At 54.6% G+C, this 21,811-nt stretch carries 24 protein-coding genes; 5 read left to right on the top strand and 19 right to left on the bottom strand.

Annotation, left to right across the window (positions count from 1 at the left end):
* The 3 genes from astA to CXF87_RS18780 are packed head-to-tail and all read right to left on the bottom strand — an operon-like array spanning position 1 to position 3,349.
* Positions 1–1,032: an arginine N-succinyltransferase gene (gene astA, locus CXF87_RS18790; protein WP_008958092.1), complete on the bottom strand. Its 1,032-nt coding sequence runs from the start codon at positions 1,030–1,032 to the stop codon at positions 1–3.
* Complete coding sequence (locus CXF87_RS18785; RefSeq protein WP_008958093.1) at positions 1,032–2,096, bottom strand: arginine N-succinyltransferase; 1,065 nt, start codon at positions 2,094–2,096, stop codon at positions 1,032–1,034. Before CXF87_RS18785 ends, astA begins: the two co-directional genes overlap by 1 nt.
* 38 nt (positions 2,097–2,134) lie before the next feature.
* Positions 2,135–3,349, bottom strand: coding sequence for an aspartate aminotransferase family protein (locus CXF87_RS18780; protein WP_008958094.1), 1,215 nt, complete (start codon positions 3,347–3,349; stop codon positions 2,135–2,137).
* A 242-nt stretch (positions 3,350–3,591) separates the two neighbouring features.
* Here CXF87_RS18780 and CXF87_RS18775 point away from each other — a divergent pair, with 242 nt between their 5' ends.
* Positions 3,592–4,386 (top strand): SDR family NAD(P)-dependent oxidoreductase, encoded by a 795-nt coding sequence (locus CXF87_RS18775; RefSeq protein ID WP_008958095.1) that lies wholly within the window; start codon positions 3,592–3,594, stop codon positions 4,384–4,386.
* A gap of 6 nt (positions 4,387–4,392) precedes the next feature.
* Here CXF87_RS18775 and CXF87_RS18770 read toward each other — a convergent pair whose 3' ends face one another.
* The 5 genes from CXF87_RS18770 to fabV form a co-directional block, all read right to left on the bottom strand.
* Positions 4,393–5,370, bottom strand: coding sequence for a GlxA family transcriptional regulator (locus CXF87_RS18770; RefSeq protein WP_442906381.1), 978 nt, complete (start codon positions 5,368–5,370; stop codon positions 4,393–4,395).
* A 227-nt stretch (positions 5,371–5,597) separates the two neighbouring features.
* Positions 5,598–6,380 carry a PRC-barrel domain-containing protein gene (locus CXF87_RS18765; protein ID WP_101147751.1) on the bottom strand — a complete coding sequence of 261 codons (783 nt, stop codon included), beginning with the start codon at positions 6,378–6,380 and terminating at the stop codon, positions 5,598–5,600.
* Positions 6,381–6,635: 255 nt separating this feature from the next.
* Complete coding sequence (locus CXF87_RS18760) at positions 6,636–6,890, bottom strand: hypothetical protein (RefSeq protein ID WP_101147750.1); 255 nt, start codon at positions 6,888–6,890, stop codon at positions 6,636–6,638.
* 194 nt (positions 6,891–7,084) lie between these two features.
* Positions 7,085–7,300 (bottom strand): hypothetical protein, encoded by a 216-nt coding sequence (locus CXF87_RS18755; RefSeq protein ID WP_008958099.1) that lies wholly within the window; start codon positions 7,298–7,300, stop codon positions 7,085–7,087.
* Positions 7,301–7,354: 54 nt separating this feature from the next.
* Entirely contained in the window at positions 7,355–8,566 is a 1,212-nt protein-coding gene (fabV, locus tag CXF87_RS18750) for an enoyl-ACP reductase FabV (protein WP_101147777.1), read from the bottom strand.
* A 207-nt stretch (positions 8,567–8,773) separates the two neighbouring features.
* Between fabV and CXF87_RS18745 the strand changes: the two genes are divergently transcribed.
* Positions 8,774–9,160: a DUF7079 family protein gene (locus CXF87_RS18745; RefSeq protein ID WP_101147748.1), complete on the top strand. Its 387-nt coding sequence runs from the start codon at positions 8,774–8,776 to the stop codon at positions 9,158–9,160.
* Between the two features lie 44 nt (positions 9,161–9,204).
* On the opposite strand, the gene CXF87_RS18740 is transcribed toward CXF87_RS18745, so the two are convergent.
* A complete protein-coding gene (locus CXF87_RS18740) occupies positions 9,205–9,696 on the bottom strand; it encodes a glutathione peroxidase (protein ID WP_035586876.1) in 492 nt (163 codons plus the stop codon).
* A 58-nt stretch (positions 9,697–9,754) separates the two neighbouring features.
* Entirely contained in the window at positions 9,755–10,372 is a 618-nt protein-coding gene (locus tag CXF87_RS18735; protein ID WP_101147747.1) for a LysE family translocator, read from the bottom strand.
* A gap of 246 nt (positions 10,373–10,618) precedes the next feature.
* On the opposite strand from CXF87_RS18735, the gene CXF87_RS18730 reads away from it, so the two are divergent.
* Positions 10,619–11,353 carry a YebC/PmpR family DNA-binding transcriptional regulator gene (locus CXF87_RS18730; RefSeq protein WP_008958104.1) on the top strand — a complete coding sequence of 245 codons (735 nt, stop codon included), beginning with the start codon at positions 10,619–10,621 and terminating at the stop codon, positions 11,351–11,353.
* Here the strand turns inward: CXF87_RS18730 and CXF87_RS18725 are convergent.
* Both CXF87_RS18725 and CXF87_RS18720 read right to left on the bottom strand, forming a co-directional pair.
* Positions 11,350–12,201: a mechanosensitive ion channel family protein gene (locus tag CXF87_RS18725; protein WP_008958105.1), complete on the bottom strand. Its 852-nt coding sequence runs from the start codon at positions 12,199–12,201 to the stop codon at positions 11,350–11,352. The two genes, CXF87_RS18730 and CXF87_RS18725, sit on opposite strands and share 4 nt — an antisense overlap.
* A 35-nt stretch (positions 12,202–12,236) precedes the next feature.
* Positions 12,237–13,385, bottom strand: coding sequence for a hypothetical protein (locus CXF87_RS18720; RefSeq protein WP_101147746.1), 1,149 nt, complete (start codon positions 13,383–13,385; stop codon positions 12,237–12,239).
* A 157-nt stretch (positions 13,386–13,542) separates the two neighbouring features.
* Here CXF87_RS18720 and CXF87_RS18715 point away from each other — a divergent pair, with 157 nt between their 5' ends.
* Positions 13,543–13,809 (top strand): hypothetical protein, encoded by a 267-nt coding sequence (locus tag CXF87_RS18715; RefSeq protein ID WP_101147745.1) that lies wholly within the window; start codon positions 13,543–13,545, stop codon positions 13,807–13,809.
* Between the two features lie 89 nt (positions 13,810–13,898).
* Here the strand turns inward: CXF87_RS18715 and CXF87_RS18710 are convergent, their stop codons facing one another.
* The 6 genes from CXF87_RS18710 to ybaK form a co-directional block, all read right to left on the bottom strand.
* The gene (locus CXF87_RS18710; RefSeq protein ID WP_101147744.1) at positions 13,899–14,906 is read right to left on the bottom strand and encodes a zinc-dependent alcohol dehydrogenase family protein; all 1,008 of its coding nucleotides are present in this window, start codon (positions 14,904–14,906) and stop codon (positions 13,899–13,901) included.
* Between the two features lie 47 nt (positions 14,907–14,953).
* Positions 14,954–16,846 (bottom strand): ABC transporter ATP-binding protein, encoded by a 1,893-nt coding sequence (locus tag CXF87_RS18705; RefSeq protein WP_101147743.1) that lies wholly within the window; start codon positions 16,844–16,846, stop codon positions 14,954–14,956.
* 77 nt (positions 16,847–16,923) lie between these two features.
* Positions 16,924–17,949: an AbrB family transcriptional regulator gene (locus CXF87_RS18700; protein ID WP_101147742.1), complete on the bottom strand. Its 1,026-nt coding sequence runs from the start codon at positions 17,947–17,949 to the stop codon at positions 16,924–16,926.
* A gap of 196 nt (positions 17,950–18,145) precedes the next feature.
* Positions 18,146–19,021 carry a PA4780 family RIO1-like protein kinase gene (locus CXF87_RS18695; RefSeq protein ID WP_101147741.1) on the bottom strand — a complete coding sequence of 292 codons (876 nt, stop codon included), beginning with the start codon at positions 19,019–19,021 and terminating at the stop codon, positions 18,146–18,148.
* 33 nt (positions 19,022–19,054) lie between these two features.
* On the bottom strand, positions 19,055–20,488 hold the full coding sequence (gene dbpA, locus CXF87_RS18690; protein ID WP_198556145.1) for an ATP-dependent RNA helicase DbpA: 1,434 nt from the start codon (positions 20,486–20,488) through the stop codon (positions 19,055–19,057).
* An 87-nt stretch (positions 20,489–20,575) separates the two neighbouring features.
* Positions 20,576–21,043 (bottom strand): Cys-tRNA(Pro) deacylase, encoded by a 468-nt coding sequence (gene ybaK / locus CXF87_RS18685; RefSeq protein WP_101147740.1) that lies wholly within the window; start codon positions 21,041–21,043, stop codon positions 20,576–20,578.
* A 236-nt stretch (positions 21,044–21,279) separates the two neighbouring features.
* Here ybaK and CXF87_RS18680 point away from each other — a divergent pair, with 236 nt between their 5' ends.
* Positions 21,280–21,465 carry a DUF3008 family protein gene (locus tag CXF87_RS18680; RefSeq protein ID WP_101147739.1) on the top strand — a complete coding sequence of 62 codons (186 nt, stop codon included), beginning with the start codon at positions 21,280–21,282 and terminating at the stop codon, positions 21,463–21,465.
* A gap of 63 nt (positions 21,466–21,528) precedes the next feature.
* Here the strand turns inward: CXF87_RS18680 and CXF87_RS18675 are convergent, their stop codons facing one another.
* The gene (locus CXF87_RS18675; RefSeq protein ID WP_101147738.1) at positions 21,529–21,801 is read right to left on the bottom strand and encodes a hypothetical protein; all 273 of its coding nucleotides are present in this window, start codon (positions 21,799–21,801) and stop codon (positions 21,529–21,531) included.
* Between the last annotated feature and the right edge of the window lie 10 nt (positions 21,802–21,811).

Raw genomic sequence — 21,811 nt, 5'->3', positions numbered from 1 at the left:
TCAGGTTTCCAACAGGCGAAGGTAATCACCGGTAGCGACACCCAAGCGGCTCGCTTCCTGCTCGTTAAGCACGATAGTGTTGTCGTCGGCGGGCGCGCGACCTATCCAGCTGGCAGTAAAGTTCAGCATATGGGTGGTAGCCGCCAGCCAGCGGCTGACGCTCTCTTCACGGGCAGCGGCAGACACCTCAACCTGACATAGCCTTGAATTACGGATAGCGCGCACATCATCGATGTAAGCTTCCACCGTGGGGCCACCGTCGAAAATGTCGATATAGCCTTCCCAGCGCAATCCCTCTTTCTTCAACATTTCCAGTGCTGGGCGGGTGTGGCGATGTACCTGGCCGATACAGGCGCGCGCCTCTTCGGCCATAAAGGTGGTGTAGATCGGGAACTTGGGCATCAACTCACCGATAAAGCTCTTCTGCCCCAAGCCGGTGAGTCGGTCCGCTTCGCTGAAATCCATGGGGAAGAAGTGTTTGCCCAGGCTCTCCCAGAAAGGGCTGGTGTTGTTCTCATCGAACACACCGCGCATTTCCGCCAACACTTTATTGGGGAATCGGTCACGAAACTGGGCGATAAACAACCAGCGCGCTTTGGAAAGCAGCGCGCCGTTGCGTAAGTGGCGATTGGCTTCACCACGATACTCCGGGCGCAGGAACAGCGAGCACACCTCGGCATCGCCGGTGTGGTCGGAGCTTAAAAACAGCGTGTCGATGGTGCGGTGAAGATCCAATTGAATGGATGAGTGCGCCAAGGTACCCAGTCGATAGTTGTAAAACGGCACTTCGCGCCCTACCTGGCCTTCAATGGCACAACAGCCAGCAAGTTCGCCGCTCTCTTCATCTTCAAGAACAAAAAAGTAGAGCCGGTCATCCACCGGGGTGCGCTCTTCAAAGGCACTGGCGGCGGCTTCTATCTTGCCGGCCAGAAACTCGCGGTTATCCGGCAGCGAGGTAAACCCTACACCGGCCTGCTGCGCAAGCGCCTGCAGCCCATCCAGGTCATTGCGGGCAATGGGTCGAATGCGCATTACATTTCTCCTTCATCGAGCGCGTCCACCGCGGCGGGTAAGGTAAGCGGTGCGGCCAGCACGGCTCGCCCTTCCGAAACGCCCAGCCGCTCGGCGTGCTCCGCCGACAGCATCAACTGGCCCGTGGGCGACAACGCATAACGCGCGACGATACAGCGGAAATCACCCAGCTTCTGGTTGGCAATCATCGCCGGTTCGGCATCTGGCAAAGCGTGTTCGGGACGTATGCGCACCGGGTGCCAGGCGGCTCGACGAAAGGTTTCCAGCCGCTCACGCTCGGCTTTGACAATCGGCCCAGCGTCGAAAATATCCACATGGCGCGAACGCACAAAACCCTCTGCCAGCATCTCTTCCAGCGCCTCTTCATGGGCGGGGTGTTCACGACCAATGGCGGCCCTCGCCTGGGGCGTCAACAGCGGCAGGTAGAGCGGGAATTGGGGCATCACTTCGGCGATGAAACTTTTCGAGCGCACCCCCGCAACGTGGTTGATGTCCTGGAAGCTGCGGGCAAAGAAGTGCCTGCCGACGCTTTCCCAAAACGGCGATTCACCGCGAGTATCCAGGTAGCCGGGGAACGCGACCGCCAGGATGCGCGAAAAGCGCTCTGGATATTGGGCAATAAACATCAACCGCGCCCGACGCAGCAGATTCTCGGCACTGGTGCCCTTATAGCGGGGATTCAGCGAAAAAGCGCACAGCAGGGTGGCATCCGAAACTTCGTGGGAAAGTGCCAGTGTCTGAACTTCACGACGCACATTCAACTGCTGCGAGGCGTGAATCAGCGTTTCCTGACGATAGGTATAGTAAGCCTCATTGGCACCTGCCTGGGCACGGATAGTGGCCGTTCCCAACACTTCCTCACGACTATCGTCAGCGAGCACAAAGGTATAGTGCTCGTTTTCTGGAAACTCGACCTCGCCATTGAAAGCCTCCTGGGAGCGCGCGATGCGCTCCTGAAGCCGCTCGCGATTGGCAGGCAAGTTGGTCAACCTGGGCACTGCATGCTCAGCCAACTGTTCGAGCGCCGGGAGATCCGACGCTTTAACGGGTCGCACTACCAGCATCTTCGACGCCCCCTCTGTTAACCCAGTAGGCTGCTCACTCATGCTGAGGCAACTAGCCGCTCAATGGCACGCTCTAGCCGAACCATGCCTTCGGCGATATCCGCCTCGGGAATCACCAGCGAAGGTGCCATGCGCAGTACATTGGGTCCTGCAATCAGGGCCATCAAGCCCTCTTCGATGGCCAGCGGCAGAATGTCCTTGGCGCGACCTTCATAGGCATCCGACATCTGGGCACCCATCAGCAGGCCCATACCACGAATCTCCTTGAACACCCCGTGCTTGCGGTTGATGGTTTCCAGATGCTCACGGAACAGATCGTGGCGCTTTTTCACCCCATCCAACACTTCAGGGGTATCGATAAACTCGACGGCCGCCAGTGCCACGGCAGACGCCAGCGCATTGCCGCCGTAGGTGGAGCCGTGAGTACCAATGACCAGCGACTTGGCGACGTCATCGGTGGCCAGCATGGCGCCAATGGGGAAACCACCGCCCAGCGACTTGGCGCTGGTCAGGATATCCGGGGTGATGCCGTAGTTCTTGTAAGCGTAGAGCTCACCGCTGCGACCCACGCCGGTTTGCACCTCGTCAAAAATCAACAGCGCGTTATGTTCGTCACACAGATCGCGCAAGCCCTGGAGAAATGCTGGTGTTGCGGGCACGATGCCGCCCTCGCCCTGCATGGGCTCGACCATGATCGCGCAGGTGTCGTCGCCCATCAGCGCACGAACGCTTTCCAGGTCGTTGTAGTTGGCGTGATGAATGCCGCCCGGCACCGGGCCAAAGCCCTGGGAATACTTGGGCTGGCCGCCCACGCTGACGGTAAAGAAGGTACGACCGTGGAAAGATTGATAAAACGAGATGATCTTGTCTTTCTGTTCGCCATGGTTATCGACGGCCCAGCGGCGTGCCAGCTTCAGCGCGGCCTCGTTGGCTTCACCGCCTGAAGAGCATAGAAACACTTTATCAGCGAATGTACGCTCGACCAGCGTTTTGGCCAGGTTCAATGCGGGCTCGTTGGTAAACACGTTAGAGAGGTGCCAGAGCTTTTCGCCCTGCTCTTTCAGCGCATTGACCAGCACCGGGTGACAGTGTCCCAGGGAGTTGACGGCGATGCCCCCGGCGAAATCGATATATTCCCGCCCCTGCTGATCCCACAAGCGGCTACCTTCACCACGCACGGGAATGACCTGCTGCGGAGAGTAGTTGGGCGTCATGTAGTGGTCGTAATCTTGACGGCTTGGGGTATGGCTCATGGGCGTTATCTCCAGTGGAGGGAAGGAATGAAAACAGTATAAGGGGCCAACGCGGTTAACCGCTTTCAGCAATGGGACGGCAAATTATGAATAGCGACGCCCATTGCGCCGCGCTGTCGCCTTGAAGAACGCTATAAGAGCCCCATACTTATTGGCAAGCGATAACGTCATAGCTGGATAGAGCGTCTTGAATAGATAGCTATCGCGACGTACTGACACTCAGGAAGAGAGGAGTACACCCTATGCAGATTGATCTAAGCGGTAAGCACGCCATCATTACCGGCTCGACGGCGGGTATCGGCTTTGCGATTGCCCAAGGGCTTGCCAACGCTGGCGCCAAGGTTGTCGTCACAGGCCGTTCGCAGGCACGTGTAGAGGAGGCAATAGCCAGCATTAAACAGGATGCCCCGAATGCCCAGGTAGAAGGCGTAGCCGCCGATCTCGGCACCGCTGAAGGCTGCCAAACACTGATCCAGCAGCAACCCAGCGCAGATATCCTGATCAATAATGTGGGAATTTTTGGTCCACAGGACTTCTTCGAGGTTGATGACGCGACCTGGCAACAATTTTTCGACATCAATATCATGAGTGCCGTGCGCCTTTCTCGCCATTATGCCCAAGGCATGCGCGACCGCGACTGGGGCCGCATCCAGTTTATCTCCAGTGAATCGGGCATCAACATCCCGACCGAGATGGTGCATTACGGCATGACGAAATCAGCACTACTATCGGTTTCGCGCGGGCTGGCCAAAGTGCTCAGCGGCACGCAGGTAACTGTCAACGCTATCTTGCCTGGGCCAACGCGCTCTGAAGGCGTGCTCACGATGATTGGTGAAATGGCAGAGAAAGAGGGCATTTCTCAGCAGGAAATGGAGGCACGCTTTGTTAAAGAGAACCGCCCGACTTCTATCATCCAACGCTTAGCAACACCTGAAGAAGTGGCTAGCATGAGCGTCTATGCCGCATCGACCCAAGCGAGCGCCACCACGGGAGCGGCACTGCGCGTGGAAGGCGGCATTGTCGATACCTTAACCTGAATCTTTCTAACCCAGACGCTCTTCTCTGGGTGTCATGCCAAAATGATTTCGGTAGGCGGTGGAAAAATGCGCGCCGGAGGAAAAACCGGTAGCGAAAGCGATATCGCCTACCGGCCGGTCACTTTCACGCAGGTGTTTGCGCGCTTCCTGTAAGCGTAAATCCAGATAGTACCGGCTTGGCACCGCCTGCAGATACTTCTTAAACAGTCGCTCCAGCTGGCGCCGGGAAATCCCCAGGTGCTCGGCCAGCTCAAGGGTCGAGAGCGGCTCCTCGATATTGGCTTCCATCAGCGTGACGGCATCTATCAGGCTTTTGGGCGCATGGCCCAGGCGGGTGCGTAGTGGCACATGCTGGCGCTCGTCCGCCAGCCGAATGCGATCACACACAAACTGTTCCGAGACCTGCTCTGCCAAGCGTGCGCCGTGGTGCTGACCTATCAGCGTCAGCATCAGATCCATTGCCGCCGTGCCGCCGGCGCAGGTCAGTCGGTCGCGGTCAATTTCGAACAGCTGCTGGGAGAGGGTGACTTGCGGGTAGGCTTGTGCAAACGCCTCAAAGCGCTGCCAAGGCAGCGTGGCACGATAGCCTTCCAGCAACCCACAGCGTGCCAGCACTTCCGTCCCCCCGGCCAAACCGCCAAGCGCCACACCGCGCCCTTGGTGGCCGCGCAACCACTCGTTAAGCTTTGCTGGCAATGTATAGGGAAGCGGCGTGGGCGCGCATATCAGTAACAAATCAAGCGGCCCCAGTGCGGTACCCAGCTCATGCTGTGCAATCAGGGAAAGCTGTGCACCGCTGCGCACCGGTTCGTCGCTGAGGCTTAGCGTAACAGTGTGATAAAGCATCTGGCCGCTTAACTGGTTCGCCATTTGCAGCGGCTCCAGCGCGCTGGCATGGGTCAGCAGCGAGAATCCCGGCAGTAGCATAAACGCGACCCGCCGACGGGCTATCGCTGCTTTTGATGCTAAGTGATTGGACTGCATAATTATTGAAGAAACTGCATGAGAACCGCCAACGGCTTGGATAAATAACCATCTTACCCAATTGCGCAAATGAAGGCAGCGCTTGTTACTCATACATAAAAAAAGATGTCGCCGCGTTAATAGCGTTAGCGCAGCTACCAAAAAGGGCAAGGCGTATCCGCCTTGCCCTCTTCATTAGTCACTAACGATTGACTGTATCAAACAGCACCTCTGTTAGTGTTGCTGCGTTACTGTTGCTGCGCCTCAGATAGCGTCATGTTGCCATCCACTTCGCTGTACTCATCTTCTTGGTAATTATTCGATGAAGCTTCAATTTCATCTTCGCCATAGTTTGTGTTGACAACGAGCTGATCATTTTCAAGCTGCATGTCATTGATAGGCAGCGCAATGTCCGTTGCGCCAAAGCCCCAAATACCACCTACCGAAACGATAGCAAACAAATCGCCAGACTCATCGTGCTTTGCAATATGTTGTACTCCACCGATCTCTTCATCTTCCTGATTCATCACGGTCATCCCTTCCAGGTCACTGACCTGACGTGACATCAGTGAGTTGGACTGGTCATTTTGATCAGTTTGGTTTTGAGCAGCTTGGTCGCTCTGCTGATTATTCTGCTGGCGCTCTTGCTCGTCTTGATTAACATCGACCTGAGCATCTTCCGCTTGCTCAACCGTCACTTCAGGCTCGCCAGTTTGCTCAACGGTGACATTAGGCTCGGCGTCTTCAACGGTCACATTGGGCTCAGGTTGCTCAATGGTGACTTCAGGTTGAGACTGCTCCACTGTGATATCAGGTTTCTCTTGCTCTACTTCTACTTCAGCAGGCTTTTGTTCAACGTTGATATCCCTAGTTTCGTCGTTGCTACGCTGCTCTTGCGCGTTTGTGTCTTGTTGCTGAGTCGTTTGATTGCTGCGATCAGTGTCATTCTCGTTCTCTTCCTGAGCAAGAACGCCAGCTGATAAGCCTGCGCAAACCGCACCGATGGCAATTGCTAATGCTGTCCGTTTCATACAATCTCTCCTTGTGTTGGTTTACACATAAAAAGCTAGTACACCGAAGTGTACTAAATCAAAGCCAAAACGAATTTCTTATAAAAGATTAATAAACATTAACCACTTGCCAACTACATCTATTATTTATGTAGACAAAGTATTCACTACCACTTTTACTATTTAGCCCTTAGCTAATAGAGCGCTAAAAAACACTGTGCAGCTATTTACATACTGAATATTACACCGAGACTGGCTAGCTGATTAATAATACAACTACCCAGGAAAACGCTTACCCGCCTGTTCATCCGACGCATCATAATCCTGAGCATCATCAGGGTCGGAGCCAAGCTCCTCGGCTGTTTTGGCTTCAAAACGCCGTGCAGCGTCAATGGCTTGAGGTTCAGTTTCATGTTGAGAGATTTCCTGAGGCTCACTAGGCTCAGTTACATCTATCACTCGCCAACCCGAAATAATAAGCTTATTGTCTCGCTTTTGACTGATAGGCTCCACGCGTGCTACTCGTGTCATATATCCTCCTGCTTGAAAGGTATTAACTTTTTATAACCTCTTCCTTTCTTAGCAGAACTTTCGTCCTCTGACGAATTTATAGACGAAATTTAACAACTATTGAAAGTAATAAGCCTCTTTCTAAATATTAAACGCTCTTGCCAAAACAAAATTGCCGGGCGCTCGGCCCGGCAATACGTCAGCATGGTGACTCGCTAGTTACCCCGATTAATGATGCCTAGCACAATAATGCTCACCACGATCACACCAAGAATGATAATCACCAGCGGGAGTAACTTATACATCCCGCCGGGGCGCTTCTTGGCTTCAGGCTGAAGATGTGGCTTGGAAGATTCAAAATCCTCAGGCACCCGCTCACCAATGATGTGCTCTTTCTGTTCTTCCGGGGTTTTGCTTTCCTTAGTATCCATAAACACCTCCCGCGTTCCGGTCGAATAGGCGTCACTAACGCCTAGGTGAATGACTTACAGATTGACGACATCGAACGTAACCTCTGGGTTGACGTCAGCATCGTAATCTACGTCGTCACGCTCGAAACCAAACAGCTTCAAGAATTCGTGCTTATAACCAGCATAGTCGGTAATGTCGAACAAGTTATCGGTCGTCACCTCTGACCATAGATCCTGACAAGCTTGTTGAACGTCGTCACGTAGCTCCCAGTCATCCAAACGCAGACGCCCAGCTTCATCTGTCACGAGTTCGCCCCGCTGTCCTTGGGCTGAGTAGAGGTGCTCGCCGAATAGGCGGTTTAATTGATCAATAGTGCCTTCGTGCAGCCCCTGCTCTTTCATGATGCGATAGACCATGGCGATATACAGCGGCATCACCGGAATCGCCGCACTCGCCTGGGTAACGACCGATTTTAGTACAGCAACGTTGGCGCCGCCGCCGCTCGCTTTTAATTTGCTGTCGATTGCCGTGGCAGCACGGTCCAGATCTTCCTTGGCTTTACCTAACGCGCCATGCCAGTAGATCGGCCAGGTGATTTCGGTACCGATATAGCTAAATGCCACACTGCGTGCGCCTTTCGCCAACACACCGGCTTGGTCAAGGGCATCCATCCACAGTTCCCAATCTTCGCCACCCATGACGGTGATGGTGTCGTCGATCTCTTGCTGGGTGGCAGGCTCTACTTCCGCTTCAATGATGGCGTCTTTATTAGTGTCGATTGCGGTGGCACGGTAGGTTTCGCCAATCGGCTTCAGGCTGGAACGCTTCAGCTCGCCGCTGTCCGGCAGCTTACGCACGGGCGATGCCAGCGAGTAGACCACCAGATCGATCTCGCCCATGTCCTGCTTGATCAGCTCAATGGCTTTTTCCCGCGCTTCATGGGAGAACGCATCGCCGTTGATCGACTTGCTGTAAAGCCCTTCCTGCTTGGCAAACTTATCGAAAGCCGCACTGTTATACCAACCGGCAGTACCCGGCTTTTTATCGGTGGCGGGCTTTTCAAAGAAGACGCCTAGCGTATCGGCCCCATAGCCAAACGCCGCGGTAATACGTGCGGCCAAGCCATAGCCACTCGAAGCCCCTATCACCAACACTTTTTTCGGGCCAGCCTGCTTATCCAAACTGCGGGTGCGGGTTGCTTCAATCTGCTCGCGAACATTCTGCTCACAGCCAATGGGGTGAGTGGTGGTACAAATAAAGCCGCGCACTTTGGGTTTAATAATCACAGTGAACCTCGTTATAGGATTGATTTGGTTACCAACATCGCCTTGCCAAGGCAACATTTTGACTCAGTGGGGCTATTCTAGCTGTCTCCGTGCCGTGTGTCCGCTCTTGAGCTATTGTGTAGCCGTGCGCTATTGTCCGCCCTTGAGCTAGGGGCGCTTTCACGTCACGATAGTTGCCTAAGCACCGACTTCTCCAATGAGGCGACCATGAATGCACAGCAGCTAGTAGATGAACGTGGTGACCTTTGGCTAGCGCTAGCCCCGCTGTGGCTGGATCGTGAACCCAGCGAACGCGATTACGCCCATATGGTAGAGGTCGTGCAGCGCTACGATATGACCCTGAGTGAACTTGAGTGGATGTTTCGCTTGGAAATGGCCCCGGTGATGTCTCGCCACCAACTTTCAATCGCTAGCGAGTGGCGACAATTTGATGATTATAAGCTGATGAAGCAGTTGGTTAATCACAACATGCGCTTGAAGGGCTGGCGACGCAAAAGCTGGGCGCTGTTTTCGGGATTGACCACGATGATGGTTCGCCACCGCTGGAATGCGCTAATGAACCGCGTCGCTGTCGGGCGGGGAGAACAGATTTAGGCTGACTTTTTCAGGCAGTCTCACTCTTGTTTTACAGATTAGCGTTATGGATAGGCTTGATCCAGCGCTTGCTCTAATGCCAGACGCAGCGGGCTCCCATGGTCGCGGGGCCCAAAGCGCGCTATCACTTTGCCATCGCGGCCTATTAAGAATTTGGTGAAATTCCACTTAATCAATTGGGTCCCCATCACACCGGGCGCTTCCCGTTTAAGCCAGCAAAACAGAGGATGGGCCTGGCTGCCATTGACGCTAACCTTTTCCATCAGTGGAAAGCTCACCCCAAATTTCTGTTCCCCAAACTGGCAAAAGGCTTGCGCGCTCTCGGGTGACTGGCGGCCAAATTGGTTGCAGGGGAAACCAAGCACGGTAAAGCCACGGTCCCGATAGCGCTGATAAAGTGCTTCCAGCTCGCTTAACTGAGGGGTAAAGCCACATTGGCTGGCAACGTTGACCACCAGCAGTACTTGGCCACGCAGCGCGCGTAGGTTAAACGGCAGCCCTTGGTGGGTATAGCAGTCTTGGTCGTAAATTTGCATCACTCGACCCCACAAAACCTCAAACGGCATAGCTATCACCATGCCACGACTCTACTTTTTACACCAGCGGCCCAGCGACCACTCTTAGCGCCAGCGCGATCAGCAGTACCCCGGTAATGCGGTTAATCCAGTGGGCACGCTGTTGCAGCCAAGGCAAAATGCGTGAGTAGGAAAGCAGCACAGCCACCAACACGTACCAACCACCATCAATAATCATCGCTGTTAGCACTATAATCGCTTTAGCCAGCGCACTCATGTCCGGGGTTACAAACTGACTTAGCAGGGCGACAAAAAATAGGATCAGCTTAGGGTTACCTAACGCGACGAGCACGCCCTCTTTGGCTGCTTGGCCCCGGGTAGTAGTCATCACTGTCGGCTGTAAGGCGCCCGCTTGACCGGCCCGCAGTGCTTTAATTCCCAGCCATGCTAAGTAGGCGGCTCCGCACCAAGTGATCAGTTGAAACAGTAACGGAAAGCCGGCAATTAATGCCCCCAAGCCCCACACGGTCAATAGCGCGTAAAAACCCACACCCAGGGCATGAAATATTGCGGCGGTCACGCCAGCAAAGCGGCCGCCGCCTAGTGTGTGGCGTAGTACCAGTGCCAAACTTGGCCCCGGCGACATAGCGCCCATGGCACAGATCGCGGCAAGTGATAGCCACAGCGTCAATGGCATGTGGTTGTCTCCTTGAGAGGTCGATATCACGATATAAGGCGTAAGCGCCAGTATACGCTAAGCCAAGTAACACTTCGGCCAGCTTCTTAAATAACGCTGTTAGCATGGTACGCTGTTGGGTAAAATTTGCTTTTTCGCTCTTTTTCACTCTTTTGAAGACACCCGCCCCGCTACTCAGTGCGCGGGGCATATAGAAAACTTAAGTCTAGAAAAATTAGGTCTAGAAAACATACATAGGACGGCAACATGGGTAGGGCTTTTCAGAACCGTAAGGAATCCATGGCCAAAACGGCCGATGCAAAGACCAAGGTCTACAGCAAATACGGGCGCGAAATTTACGTTTGCGCTAAAGCTGGTGGTACCGACCCGAACGGTAACTTAGCACTGCGCGGTTTAATGGAGCGTGCCAAGAAAGATCAGGTACCCTCTCACGTCATTGATAAAGCGCTCGACAAAGCCAGCGGTGCCGGTGGGGAAGATTTCTCTGCCGCGCGCTACGAGGGCTTTGGCCCCGGCAATGTGATGGTGATTGTCGACTGTCTAACCGACAACCCCAACCGCACCTTTGGCGATGTACGCGGCTGCTTTACCAAAACCAAGAGCAAAATTGGTACGCCCGGTAGTGTGAGCCATATGTTCGACCACTGCGCTATCTTCTCCTTCGCCGGAAGCGATGAAGACGCCGTACTGGAAGCATTGATGGAAGCCGATGTCGATGTCACCGACATCGAGCAGGAAGGCGAGCGCATTACGGTCTTCGCCCCGCATACCGATTACGCCAAAGCGAAACAGGCGCTACTGGATGCATTCGGTGAAATTGACTTTGAGGTTGACGAGATTCAGTTTCTACCGCAAACCACCACGCCGGTTGAAGGCGATGACGTGGCAATGTTTGAAAAATTCCTGGGCATGCTCAACGAGCTGGACGACGTGCAAAACGTCTATCACAGCGGTGAGCTGCCCGAGGAAAGCGAGAGCTAATCACTACCTCTTGAGGAAGCCGAGCCCACCGCGTTGCGAGTATCCAAGGCCGCATCCGGTGGCAACATCGCTGACTGTACGCCCGCGGCACTCAGCACTTTTTTGCCACGCAAGGTGAGATCGGTAATAAACAAGAATTGCTGGCGAGGGTCCACCGGGTAGGCGCGAATGCGATAGTGGGTACCCCAGGGTTTCTCTTCAGCTACGACAATAATTGGCTTATCGAACTTCAGGTAGGCACTGGTTAGCGCCACATCGCGCAATGCTTTGCGCACCCAGCCTGCTTCGTGCTCCGGGTGAAGATAAAAGCTCGCCACGCACTGCAGGCTGGTACCGCCGTTGTTGGCGTTATAAACGGCGTGATCCCACAGCTTTAAATGCGGCACATAGACCAAGTCATCGTCAGGGGTTTGGATGTCAACGGTGCGCAAGCCAACGTGCTTGACCTCGCCGTAGGTATCTTCAATCTGCACCCAGTCACCGGGCCGATAAGGCAGCTCTACCGCTGAGACAACGCCCGCTATCAGGCTGCTGACGTAATCTTTCATGGCAAAGCCAATGGCTAAGCCCAGCGCCCCCATCACGGTCACCATGTTGCGTAGCGACGGCTCAATAATAGTCGGTACGATGATGGCAAGCGCAGTAATCAATATCAGCAAGCGTGTCATCGGCACCAAGGCGAAAATACGAAAACGCACTTGGCCGTGCATTCGATTGCCGATCCAGTTCAGCCCGCGTTGGCTGACAATAATCAGCACAATGGTTGCTAGCAGCACAACACCTAACGTAATCAGCGTTTGGCTATCGATATCGTTAAACAGTCGCGCGTACTTCTGTTGTTCTTCCATGGAATGCCCTCCGTGGGCCTATCGAGAAGGGCTGCTTAAAGAGGGTCGACCAGATAATTACGCGATTCCAATAACTGACGAACGCTCGCGTAGCTTAGCGGTGTGATCTGCCAGCGCCCTTCGCAACTTGAAATAATGCCTTTGCGTTGCAGGGCTAAACGGGCATTCAGTGCTTCATGGTGTGAGAACGGCAGCACATCTCCTAGAGCGTGGTCATCCAGACCGCCATGAACCAGTAACGCATGCAGTACCAGTGTGGCGATATCCCCGGTGTCGGCGGAAAGCTCCGCCTCGGCGAGGGCATCCACCAGCCATAGGGCCTCTTCATCTTCTGCTTTTGGCTCACGCAGCCGCTCGCGCCAGTAGTGCCAAGCAAGTCCTATATGACCACGGCAGTGAGCCGCTAAGCGCAGGAGCTCTTTATTAGGCGCTTTACCGTTTTGCTCAGATGCTGAATCGGACAATACCTGCTTGCCGGTTCGCGTACTGTAGACCGCTGGAGGCTGCCCCTCATGAGTCGCCATCGCCGCAAAGTAGTGTGACAGCTGCTCACCCTCCATCGATTGCAGGGTAAACACCGGCGCGCCATCAATTCCGATCACCTGCTGAAGATACGCATAGGCCCAGCTGTCACAGCCAATCACGCCCTGTCCCAGACGGCCGCTTAAAGCGCGCTCAAGAAACTCACGAATACCCTGAATCCCTTGGGTATGGCGTAAAAAGTGGCGCTCAAGGGCCGGCACTGCCCACTTTTGTTGATTGACACAGCGCTCTACCCACTCAGTGCCCCCCTTGGTGAGTTCGTTAAGCGTGGGTGGCGATAAACAGGCAACTTGGTGCTCTTCCGCCCACTGTTTAACCACCGATGTATGGCCGCTATGAGGTGGGGTAATAAAAAAGGTGACCGGTGCTTCGCAGCTTTCAAGCTGTTGCGCTAACGCCTTAGCTGCAAACGACCAATCGATGGGTGGCACTAGATGCGCCAGCCGAACCTCAGGTAGCGCGTGTAGCTCGCTCTCTTCTTTCACTTGCTGCTCGGCAGCGCTCTTGCCTACTAGCCATGTTGACGCCGAGCGTAATGAACGTCTCCACTGGCTGGCCTGGGTCTGCTCGGGGGTATGAAATTGATCAAGCTCAACGACTTCCCACAAAGGTGTGTCGGCTGATGATGGCTGCTCCCCCATGTACCTATTCCTGTCGCTAGAAATACCAGCACTTTAGCACGGCATTCCTAAAGGCTAACCTCATAACCGAACTTATAGTCTAAAATAAAGTCGTTAAAAGCAGTATTTAACGCTCTTATAGGACGGATGTCGTAGGCAACAGCTAAAGGAGAAAGCGATGAGTGTTGTTCAGGTCAGCGAAGAAGAGCTACACGCCAAATTAGAAAAATGCATTGCTGGTGAGCGGCTATTGATCGAGCATGAAGGTAATCGATTTAGTGCCAGAATTCAGCATGTCGGCTTGTTAGGCGTGAAAGTAATTCCAGAAACTGAAATTAAAAACAGCTACCGTACGCCAGGCGATGTGGAAGGGATTACAGTGCCCTACAAAGAAATACTTGAGCTTGAAGTAAAGGGGGTAGTCTATAGCCTATTGCCGGAATAACGTGAATTTGATCTTGCACGCCCACAAGTTCGGCTAGGCGTGCAAGCTTTCTGGCTATAGCGATTGTAGAAATGACTATGCCAACTGGCTTAAAACGTTAGACAAATCTTACCGAAGTGCTGACCAGACTCCTGGTGGTGAAAGGCGTTAGCGATTTCTGTCAGCGGAAATTCCCGGTCAATCACCGGATGCATATCGAACGTTTCGAGTGCACGGATCATTTCGATCTGTTGGCGACGACTGCCGACGATCAAGCCTTTCAAACTCGCCTGCTTGGCCATTAATTTAGCTGTCGGTATCTCACCCTCACGCCCCGTGAGCACGCCTATCAGGGCGATATGACCACCAATTTTTACTGCTTCAATGGACTGCGGTAGCGTACCAGGGCCGCCCACTTCGACAACATGATCAACGCCTTCACCGTTGGTAAGCTCTTTAACTCGCTTACCCCACTCAGGCGTCTCTTTATAATTGATGGTGTGCTCGGCGCCCATTTCCCGCAGCCGCGCCAGTTTTTCATTCGACGATGAGGTGGCGATCACACGCGCCCCCATCAGGCGGGCAAACTGCAGTGCAAAAATGGAGACCCCTCCGGTGCCCAGCACCAGCACAGTATCACCCGCTTTAATGTCACCATCGACCACTAAGGCCCGCCAAGCGGTTAAGCCCGCGGTCGTTAACGTCGCTGACTCAGCATGGCTGTAACCCTTGGGCTGATGAGTAAACCACTCCACGGGGCGTACAACCTGCTCACGGGCATAGCCGTCTACGCCGTCGCCCGGCGTAGTGCGAAAATCGCCTACTCTAGCCGGGCCTTCCAGCCAATGCGGGAAGAAGGTGGATACCACGTGGTCGCCCACCGCGAATTCGCTGACATCTTCACCGACCGCCTCTACCACTCCGGCCCCATCAGACATGGGAATGCGCAGGTCTTCCGTTGGAATCATTCCGGCGACCACGGCATAGTCGTGGAAATTCAGCGAGCTGGCGTGTAGATGCACTCGGATTTCACCAGGGCCCGGTTCACCAGGCGCGTCCATGTCGACAACGTCCAGCTTGTCCAAACCGCCAGGCTGATTCAGCTTGATCGCTTTCATCGTTACCTCAGTATGTACAGTTCAAATATGTACAGTGATGTATGTATCTACTGTTGGTTGGGGTCGTTGCCATCAATATCAAGCCCCAGGAAGCCACCTGACTGGCGCTGCCAGAGGCTGGCATAAATGCCGTTGTGTGAAAGCAGCTGCTGATGCGTGCCGCTTTCCACCATGCGCCCTTCATCCACCACAATTAACCGATCGAGCATGGCAATGGTCGACAGCCGATGCGCAATGGCAATCACCGTTTTGCCTTCCATCAGCGTATCCAGCTGTTCTTGAATAGCGGCCTCCACTTCCGAGTCCAGCGCCGAGGTGGCCTCATCCAGAACCAGAATCGGGGCATTTTTGAGCAGCACCCGGGCGATCGCAATCCGCTGGCGCTGCCCGCCGGAAAGTTTCACTCCGCGCTCGCCCACATGGGCATCCAGTCCGCGACGCCCTTTCGGGTCGACCAGATCATTGATAAAGGTATCTGCATGGGCGCGGCACACCGCGTTCCAAACGTCGTCATCACTGGCGTGGGGGCTGCCGTAACGGATGTTGTCACGCAGTGAGCGGTGCAGCAGCGAGGTGTCCTGGGTAACCATGCCAATCTGGTGGCGCAAGGAGGTTTGAGTCACCTCGGCAATGTTTTGCCCGTCGATCAATATCTGCCCACCTTGCAAGTCATAAAAACGCAGCAGCAGATTGGCCAGGGTAGATTTACCTGCGCCGGAACGGCCGATCAGGCCGATTTTCTCGCCGGGCTTGATGGTCAGGCTGAGTCCATCAAAGACGTTTTTACTCTCCCCTTTCGCCTGGGCGTATTGAAAGCGCAGCGCGTCAAACACAATTTCGCCATGGGGAACCTGAAGCGCTTTCGCATTGGGCGCATCGCTGATCGTTGGCTTCTGAGCGATGGTGTTCATGCCATCTTGAACCGTGCCAATATTTTCAAACAGCCCGGCGACTTCCCACAAAATCCAGTCGGACATAAAGCGGATACGCATGACCAGCGCGATGGCAATCGCCAAAACGCCCAGGGAAATCGCCTCCGTGTACCAGGCGCTGATCGCCATGGCCGCAGTACCCACCAACAGCGCCGTGTTGAGCAGCGTCAATCCCACGCTCATGATCGTTACTAAGCGCATCTGGCGGTGAACGGTGACCATAAAGCCTTCCATCGCGTCTTTGGCGTAGCGCTGCTCGCGCTCGGTATCGGCAAACAGCTTGATGGTTTGGATATTGCTGTAGCTGTCCACCACGCGACCGGTCATCTGGGCACGAGCGTCCGCCTGATCCATGGAGACATCACGCAGACGCGGTACGAAGTAGCGCATGATCGCCAGGTAGCCCACTAGCCATAAGCCCAGCGGAATCAGCAGCAACAGATCCGCCCGGCCCAGCAGGTAGGCCGCGCCAGTGAAATAGACGATGGCATAGACCAATAAATCCATCACCTTGGTGACGGTCTCGCGGATCGCCAGCGCCGTTTGCATCACTTTTTGCGACACCCGCCCGGCAAATTCGTCCTGATAAAATGCCAGGCTCTGGCTCAGCATATGGCGGTGGGATAGCCAGCGGCCGATCATCGGGTAGTTGCCGAAAATACTCTGATGGGTGACCAGTGACTGCATCAGCACCAACAGCGGCAAGCCGATCAGCAGCACTAGCCCCAGGCCAGCAAGCCACAGGCCGTTTTCAGCCCAAAAGCCTGCACGTTCAACGTTGCCCAGCCAATCGACTAGTTGACCCATGTAGCTGAAGAAAACCACTTCAGCCGCCGACACCAGCGCCGTGAACAGCGTCATTAGCAGTAACAGCGGCAGCATCGGACGGGAAAAGTGCACAATAAACGGCATTAAGCCTTTAGGCGGCGTTTTGACCTCGCCTTCCGGGTAAGGGTTAACCCGTGTTTCGAAATAACGAAATAGCGGCTGTAAAACACGCGATAGCATGATGTTTCCTTACGTCACTGGCGTTGGTATTGACGGTCTTTGGGTTCTTTATAATTTAACGTTTGATTGTTCGAGTATCAGGCGGCTGAACGGCGCATAAGCCAGCGCGCCCAGAACGGGGCAATGATCATTAGGGTGACCATTCGCAGTAAGTGGTGGAAGGCAACAAATACCGGATCGATATTTAGCGCTACCGCTAGGATCGCCATTTCACCAATGCCACCGGGTGCCAGCGCCAGTAGCGCCACATCGCGCCCGACGCCCAACAGCTGGTGGATTAGCTCGGCAAACAGTGCCAACACTATCAGCGCTAACAGCGTAGCAACGCCAGACTGCCATAAATAACGCCCAAAAAGCCTGCGCGTCATACCTTGAAAGCGCGACCCAATGGCACTGCCCAAGACCCATAGCATCACGTTCATTCCCCACCCTGGCAGAGCGAGACTAGCAATATCAAAACCGGATAACAGAGCAGCCATCAGCAGGGGTGCCAACAGTGCCGAGCTGGGAATGCGCAGCCAGCGGCCTAGCGGCAACAATAGCGGGATAAGCAGTAGCATCCAACCATGCTCCAAGCCGCTGTGCACAGGCCCTATCCCCTCACCCCCTCCTTGATAGGCCCAAAATAGGGGCGGCAAAAAGAGAATGACTAAAATGATGCGTAGCGACTGGGCAACCGCAATGCGCTGAGGGTCCCCGCCACACTTTTCTCCCAGCAGTATCATCGCTGTCATGGCGCCAGGAGAAGCGCCAAACCAGGCACTGACCGGGTCAAAACCACAGCGGCGATACCAGGCAGCGGCAACGGCGGTGGAAGCGGCGACCCCCAGCAGTAATAGCGCGGCGGAAACAGGCCAGTCCAGTACGCGGTTCGCTAACTGGGGCGTCACTTGGCTACCTAACACCATCCCCATTATTGCTAGAAATACGTTGCGCAGCGGCTCGGGCACTGCGACCCTCACGCCTTTTGAAGAAGCCAGCAGGTTGGCAATCAATGGGCCTAGCATCCAGGCGAGGGGTAAACCGGTCAGTTGAAACAGCGTGCCGCCGATGGCGCCAATGGCTAACGATGTTAATAGCGCTTTTGCACTCCTTGCCGACACTCCCTTTACGCTGCCCCTCACACGCACTCCTCACCTTAGCCATGTTTTCACTGGCAGCCCTGCCAAGAAGCGAGCGGCCAACAACCGTTAACAAGCTAAGGATATCGATTAACGTCAGCTATGGCTATTGACCGGGGCTGTTCTTCCAGGGCTGTTCTTCACGAACTATTGCTCAAGGGCTATCAAGTGCGCTGATTCAATAAGGCTGCGGAATCTCGCCGTCGTCGTCATCGTCGCGCATACGCGCCTGACGTTCAGCCTCTTCCTCTTTGGCATCGTCGATGACTTCCATCAACTCATCGACGTTCGCAATATGAGTGTCGGCATCGAAGTGGCCAGTGAGCTTACTATCCGGGTGTAGTTCACCGGTTTCATACAGCGCCCACATCTCTCTACCATATTCGGTGTTCAGAAGCGCTGGCGCGAACTGGCCGAAGTAATTACGCATGTTATCCACATCGCGATACAGCATTGCCGCTGCGCTGTTGTTGCCTGCCGCGTCAACGGCCTGAGGTAGATCGATAATCACCGGGCCAGAGGCATCGACCAGCACATTAAATTCCGACAAATCGCCGTGAATCAAACCCGCGCAAAGCATTTTAACCACGTCTTGAATGACTTTGGCGTAGTAGGTAACGGCCTGCTCTGAGGTAAGCGTGACTTCATCCAAGCGCGGTGCCACATTCCCCTCGGCATCGCTGATCATCTCCATCAGCAGTACACCGTCGACAAAGCCGTGAGGTTCGGGCACCCGTACACCCGCAGAGGCAAGACGATAAAGCGCATCGACTTCGGCATTGAGCCATGCCTGCTCCTGCTCTTTCTGGCCGTAACGGGTTTTCTTGGCCATTGCCCGTGAACGGCGGCTGTTGCGCTCTTTACGTCCTTCCTGGTACTGAACGGCCTGTTTAAAGCTGCGCTGTTTGGCCTCTTTAAACACCTTGGCACAGCGTACATCTTCACCGCAGCGCACCACGTAGACCTGCGCCTCTTTGCCACTCATTAACTGAACCAGCACCTCGTCGATCATGCCATCATCGACGAGGGGCTGTAATCGCTTAGGGATTTTCATGGTTAGCTGCGTCGGCTCCTCTTTGGTACGCTTTCAATAACGGATACGGCGAACACGGAAAGCCCGCCCTTTTAATTTATCACGCTCGAGTTTGGCCTGAGCCTGCTGAATCACATCGCGCTCAACGGCCACATAAGCACTGCGCGCGAGCACTTTAATTTTACCCACTTGCTCGCCGCGCAAGCCGCCTTCACTGGTCAGCGCACCAAGAATATCGCCGGGGCGCAGTTTATCTTTCTTACCACCGGCTAATTGCAGCGTTGCCATGAGCGGCTCAAACGGCAATGAGTGCTGGGGCTTTGGCAAGCTTTCAGTCGCAATAGGCTGTTCCAGCAACCCTTCCAGTCGCTCTAAGCGGTAGCTTTCTTTAGGGGTCACTAACGTACACGCAATACCGCTGGCACCCGCGCGACCCGTGCGACCTACCCGGTGCACGTGGACATCAAGCTCGCGAGCAATTTGGTAATTGAACACAGCGTCCAGTTGGGCGATATCCAAACCTCGGGCGGCAACGTCAGTGGCCACTAGAATAGAGGCACTCTGATTAGCAAACAGGATGAGTATCCGGTCACGGTCTTTCTGCTCTAAATCGCCATTCAGCGCCACGGCGCTAAACCCGGCATCCGTTAGCTGTTCAGCCACTGCTTGGGTTTCACGTTTGGTGTTGCAGAACACTACACTGGTGGCAGGCCGATAGGTCAGCAGTAGCTGACGCAGGGCGTCAAATCGCGCGTCTTCATCGGCAACGCTATAAAAGTGCTGCTGAATTGTGCTGGCGTCGTGCACTTCGGCGATTTTCACCATTACGGGTTCACGCATCACGCCACGGGTCATCACCGTTAGGCCGCCCGAGGACTCCTCATCGGGGAAGGTCGCGCTGAACAACAGCGTTTGGCGGTCAGTTGGCGTATCGGCAATGATGTCATCAATAGTGGCCTGGAAACCCATATCCAGCATGCGGTCGGCTTCATCCAGCACCAGTATCGAGAGCGAGTCGAGGGTCAACGACCCTTTGCGCAAATGCTCGTCAATACGCCCTGGCGTGCCCACGACAATGTGCGCGCCATGCTCCAAAGAGCCAAGCTGGGGCCCAAACGGCGCGCCCCCGCAAAGGGTTAGTATCTTCACATTCGCCATACCACGAGCCAAACGGCGCAGCTCTTCTGCCACTTGGTCAGCGAGCTCGCGAGTGGGGCACAGAACTAAGCCTTGCACCGCAAAGCTCTCTACTTTCAATTTAGCCAGCAGCGCTAAGCCAAAGGCCGCCGTTTTACCTGAGCCGGTTTTCGCCTGCGCCAGCACATCGCGTCCGGCCAGCATAGGCGGCAGGCTTTCAGCTTGCACTGGCGACATTTCATGGTAGCCAAGGGACGCAAGGTTGCTCAGCAAAGCTTGCGGCAACGCTAACGAGGAGAAAGAGGAGTCAGACACGATATTACCTTGCTTGGGCCACAGGTGGGCGGCCATCAGAAACACAGCGTGCGCCCCCTGGAGGGCAAGTGACGCACAAACGTAACCGCACCATACCAGAAAGTGCTTCGGCCTGCGCCGCCATCACGTTGCCAAAGGTACAAAAGCGGCCTGACTCAGGGTGGCTAGATCCCTAGGCGAGAGCTCGATCTCTAGCCCGCGCCGCCCGGCACTGACATAAATATTGGCAAAAGTTTCTGCGGAGCTATCGATAAACGTCGCCAGACGCCGCTTTTGGCCCAGTGGACTAACGCCGCCCAGCACATAGCCGGTGGTACGCTCCACTTCCGATGGTTCCGCCATCGTTGCTTTCTTGGCCCCTGCAGCCTTGGCGATCTGCTTCAAGCCTAACTGGCAATTTACCGGCACAATGCCCACTGCCAGCTGTTTGCCATCCAGCTTCACAACTAACGTTTTAAATACCTGCTCCACTGCTACGCCCAGCTTCTCCGCTGCTTCCAACCCGAAGGATTGTGCGGAGGCGTCGTGCTCGTACTCATGAAGCTGAAAGGCAAATCCTGCGTGTTTCGCGCTATGAATAGCCGGTGTCATGTCACTCTCTTCGTTAACAGCGTTGATACTCAAGATTTACTGTGGAGGCGCATTTCGCCCTTTAGGTTAATAGCGCGACAGGCAAAAGAAAGTCAACCGATTAGAACAGGTGGAAGGTTTGATTGATGCTTCTGGAAAGCTGCGCCCCAGCTACTATGCTCAATAATGCAGTGTTTAATTGTTAAATGCTTAATAGTGCAGTCGGTAAAAGGAAGCTAACCGAAAGGAGTTCAGCAATGCCAGCAACCTCTAAAGCACAGCAGAAAGCGGCGGGCGCGGCACTTTCCGCCAAGCGCGGCGAAACCAAGCCGAGCGAACTTTATGGTTCGTCTAAAGAGATGTATGACTCGATGAGCGAGAAGGAGTTAGAAGAGTTCGCGAGTACAAAGCGCAAAGGCAAACCGGAAAAGAAACAGGACTAACGATTCTCTTTGCGTACAAAATCGCCAGCTTATCGAAGCTGGCGGTTTTGGTTCTGCTAACGATTACTGCTTGCAAGGCACCACTTTACGTAGGGTGTCTTTCGCCCATAGCGTTTGGTCATCGGGGGTACGGCCATGCTCGTTCCAACGTTCTGTAGTTTCCAGGCAGAACGAACCGGCGCTTTCGACCGTTGCATCCCGATTGGAGGGACGTTCACCGCCAATCCGCATGACATCAGGATTGCTGGAGGTATAGCTTGGAGCAATGGTAGAGCTTGCACAGCCAGCGACCATGACGGTCAGCAGCAGTACGGGTAAACAGCGGCGCAATGGCATGTTTTTACAA

Origin of the sequence: Halomonas sp. MES3-P3E, assembly GCF_002836035.1 — a bacterium.
GTDB classification, from domain to species: domain Bacteria; phylum Pseudomonadota; class Gammaproteobacteria; order Pseudomonadales; family Halomonadaceae; genus Vreelandella; species Vreelandella arctica.
This window is presented reverse-complemented; position numbering and strand designations above follow the sequence as displayed.

What these genes read in the sequence shown, in the direction of transcription:
- CXF87_RS18760 (WP_101147750.1), bottom strand. Translation starts at nt 6,890, where the DNA reads ATGACACGAGTAGCACGCGTGGAGCCTATCAGTCAAAAGCGAGACAAT.
- CXF87_RS18705 (WP_101147743.1), bottom strand. Translation starts at nt 16,846, where the DNA reads ATGCTATCGCGTGTTTTACAGCCGCTATTTCGTTATTTCGAAACACGG.
- ybaK (WP_101147740.1), bottom strand. Translation starts at nt 21,043, where the DNA reads ATGACACCGGCTATTCATAGCGCGAAACACGCAGGATTTGCCTTTCAG.
- CXF87_RS18720 (WP_101147746.1), bottom strand. Translation starts at nt 13,385, where the DNA reads ATGGGGGAGCAGCCATCATCAGCCGACACACCTTTGTGGGAAGTCGTT.
- CXF87_RS18735 (WP_101147747.1), bottom strand. Translation starts at nt 10,372, where the DNA reads ATGCCATTGACGCTGTGGCTATCACTTGCCGCGATCTGTGCCATGGGC.
- CXF87_RS18725 (WP_008958105.1), bottom strand. Translation starts at nt 12,201, where the DNA reads ATGGAAGAACAACAGAAGTACGCGCGACTGTTTAACGATATCGATAGC.
- CXF87_RS18680 (WP_101147739.1), top strand. Translation starts at nt 21,280, where the DNA reads ATGCCAGCAACCTCTAAAGCACAGCAGAAAGCGGCGGGCGCGGCACTT.
- CXF87_RS18775 (WP_008958095.1), top strand. Translation starts at nt 3,592, where the DNA reads ATGCAGATTGATCTAAGCGGTAAGCACGCCATCATTACCGGCTCGACG.
- CXF87_RS18730 (WP_008958104.1), top strand. Translation starts at nt 10,619, where the DNA reads ATGGGTAGGGCTTTTCAGAACCGTAAGGAATCCATGGCCAAAACGGCC.
- CXF87_RS18785 (WP_008958093.1), bottom strand. Translation starts at nt 2,096, where the DNA reads ATGCTGGTAGTGCGACCCGTTAAAGCGTCGGATCTCCCGGCGCTCGAA.
- CXF87_RS18715 (WP_101147745.1), top strand. Translation starts at nt 13,543, where the DNA reads ATGAGTGTTGTTCAGGTCAGCGAAGAAGAGCTACACGCCAAATTAGAA.
- CXF87_RS18745 (WP_101147748.1), top strand. Translation starts at nt 8,774, where the DNA reads ATGAATGCACAGCAGCTAGTAGATGAACGTGGTGACCTTTGGCTAGCG.
- CXF87_RS18675 (WP_101147738.1), bottom strand. Translation starts at nt 21,801, where the DNA reads ATGCCATTGCGCCGCTGTTTACCCGTACTGCTGCTGACCGTCATGGTC.
- CXF87_RS18755 (WP_008958099.1), bottom strand. Translation starts at nt 7,300, where the DNA reads ATGGATACTAAGGAAAGCAAAACCCCGGAAGAACAGAAAGAGCACATC.
- astA (WP_008958092.1), bottom strand. Translation starts at nt 1,032, where the DNA reads ATGCGCATTCGACCCATTGCCCGCAATGACCTGGATGGGCTGCAGGCG.
- CXF87_RS18780 (WP_008958094.1), bottom strand. Translation starts at nt 3,349, where the DNA reads ATGAGCCATACCCCAAGCCGTCAAGATTACGACCACTACATGACGCCC.
- CXF87_RS18770 (WP_442906381.1), bottom strand. Translation starts at nt 5,370, where the DNA reads ATGCAGTCCAATCACTTAGCATCAAAAGCAGCGATAGCCCGTCGGCGG.
- CXF87_RS18740 (WP_035586876.1), bottom strand. Translation starts at nt 9,696, where the DNA reads ATGCAAATTTACGACCAAGACTGCTATACCCACCAAGGGCTGCCGTTT.
- CXF87_RS18695 (WP_101147741.1), bottom strand. Translation starts at nt 19,021, where the DNA reads ATGAAAATCCCTAAGCGATTACAGCCCCTCGTCGATGATGGCATGATC.
- CXF87_RS18765 (WP_101147751.1), bottom strand. Translation starts at nt 6,380, where the DNA reads ATGAAACGGACAGCATTAGCAATTGCCATCGGTGCGGTTTGCGCAGGC.
- CXF87_RS18710 (WP_101147744.1), bottom strand. Translation starts at nt 14,906, where the DNA reads ATGAAAGCGATCAAGCTGAATCAGCCTGGCGGTTTGGACAAGCTGGAC.
- dbpA (WP_198556145.1), bottom strand. Translation starts at nt 20,488, where the DNA reads ATGGCCGCCCACCTGTGGCCCAAGCAAGGTAATATCGTGTCTGACTCC.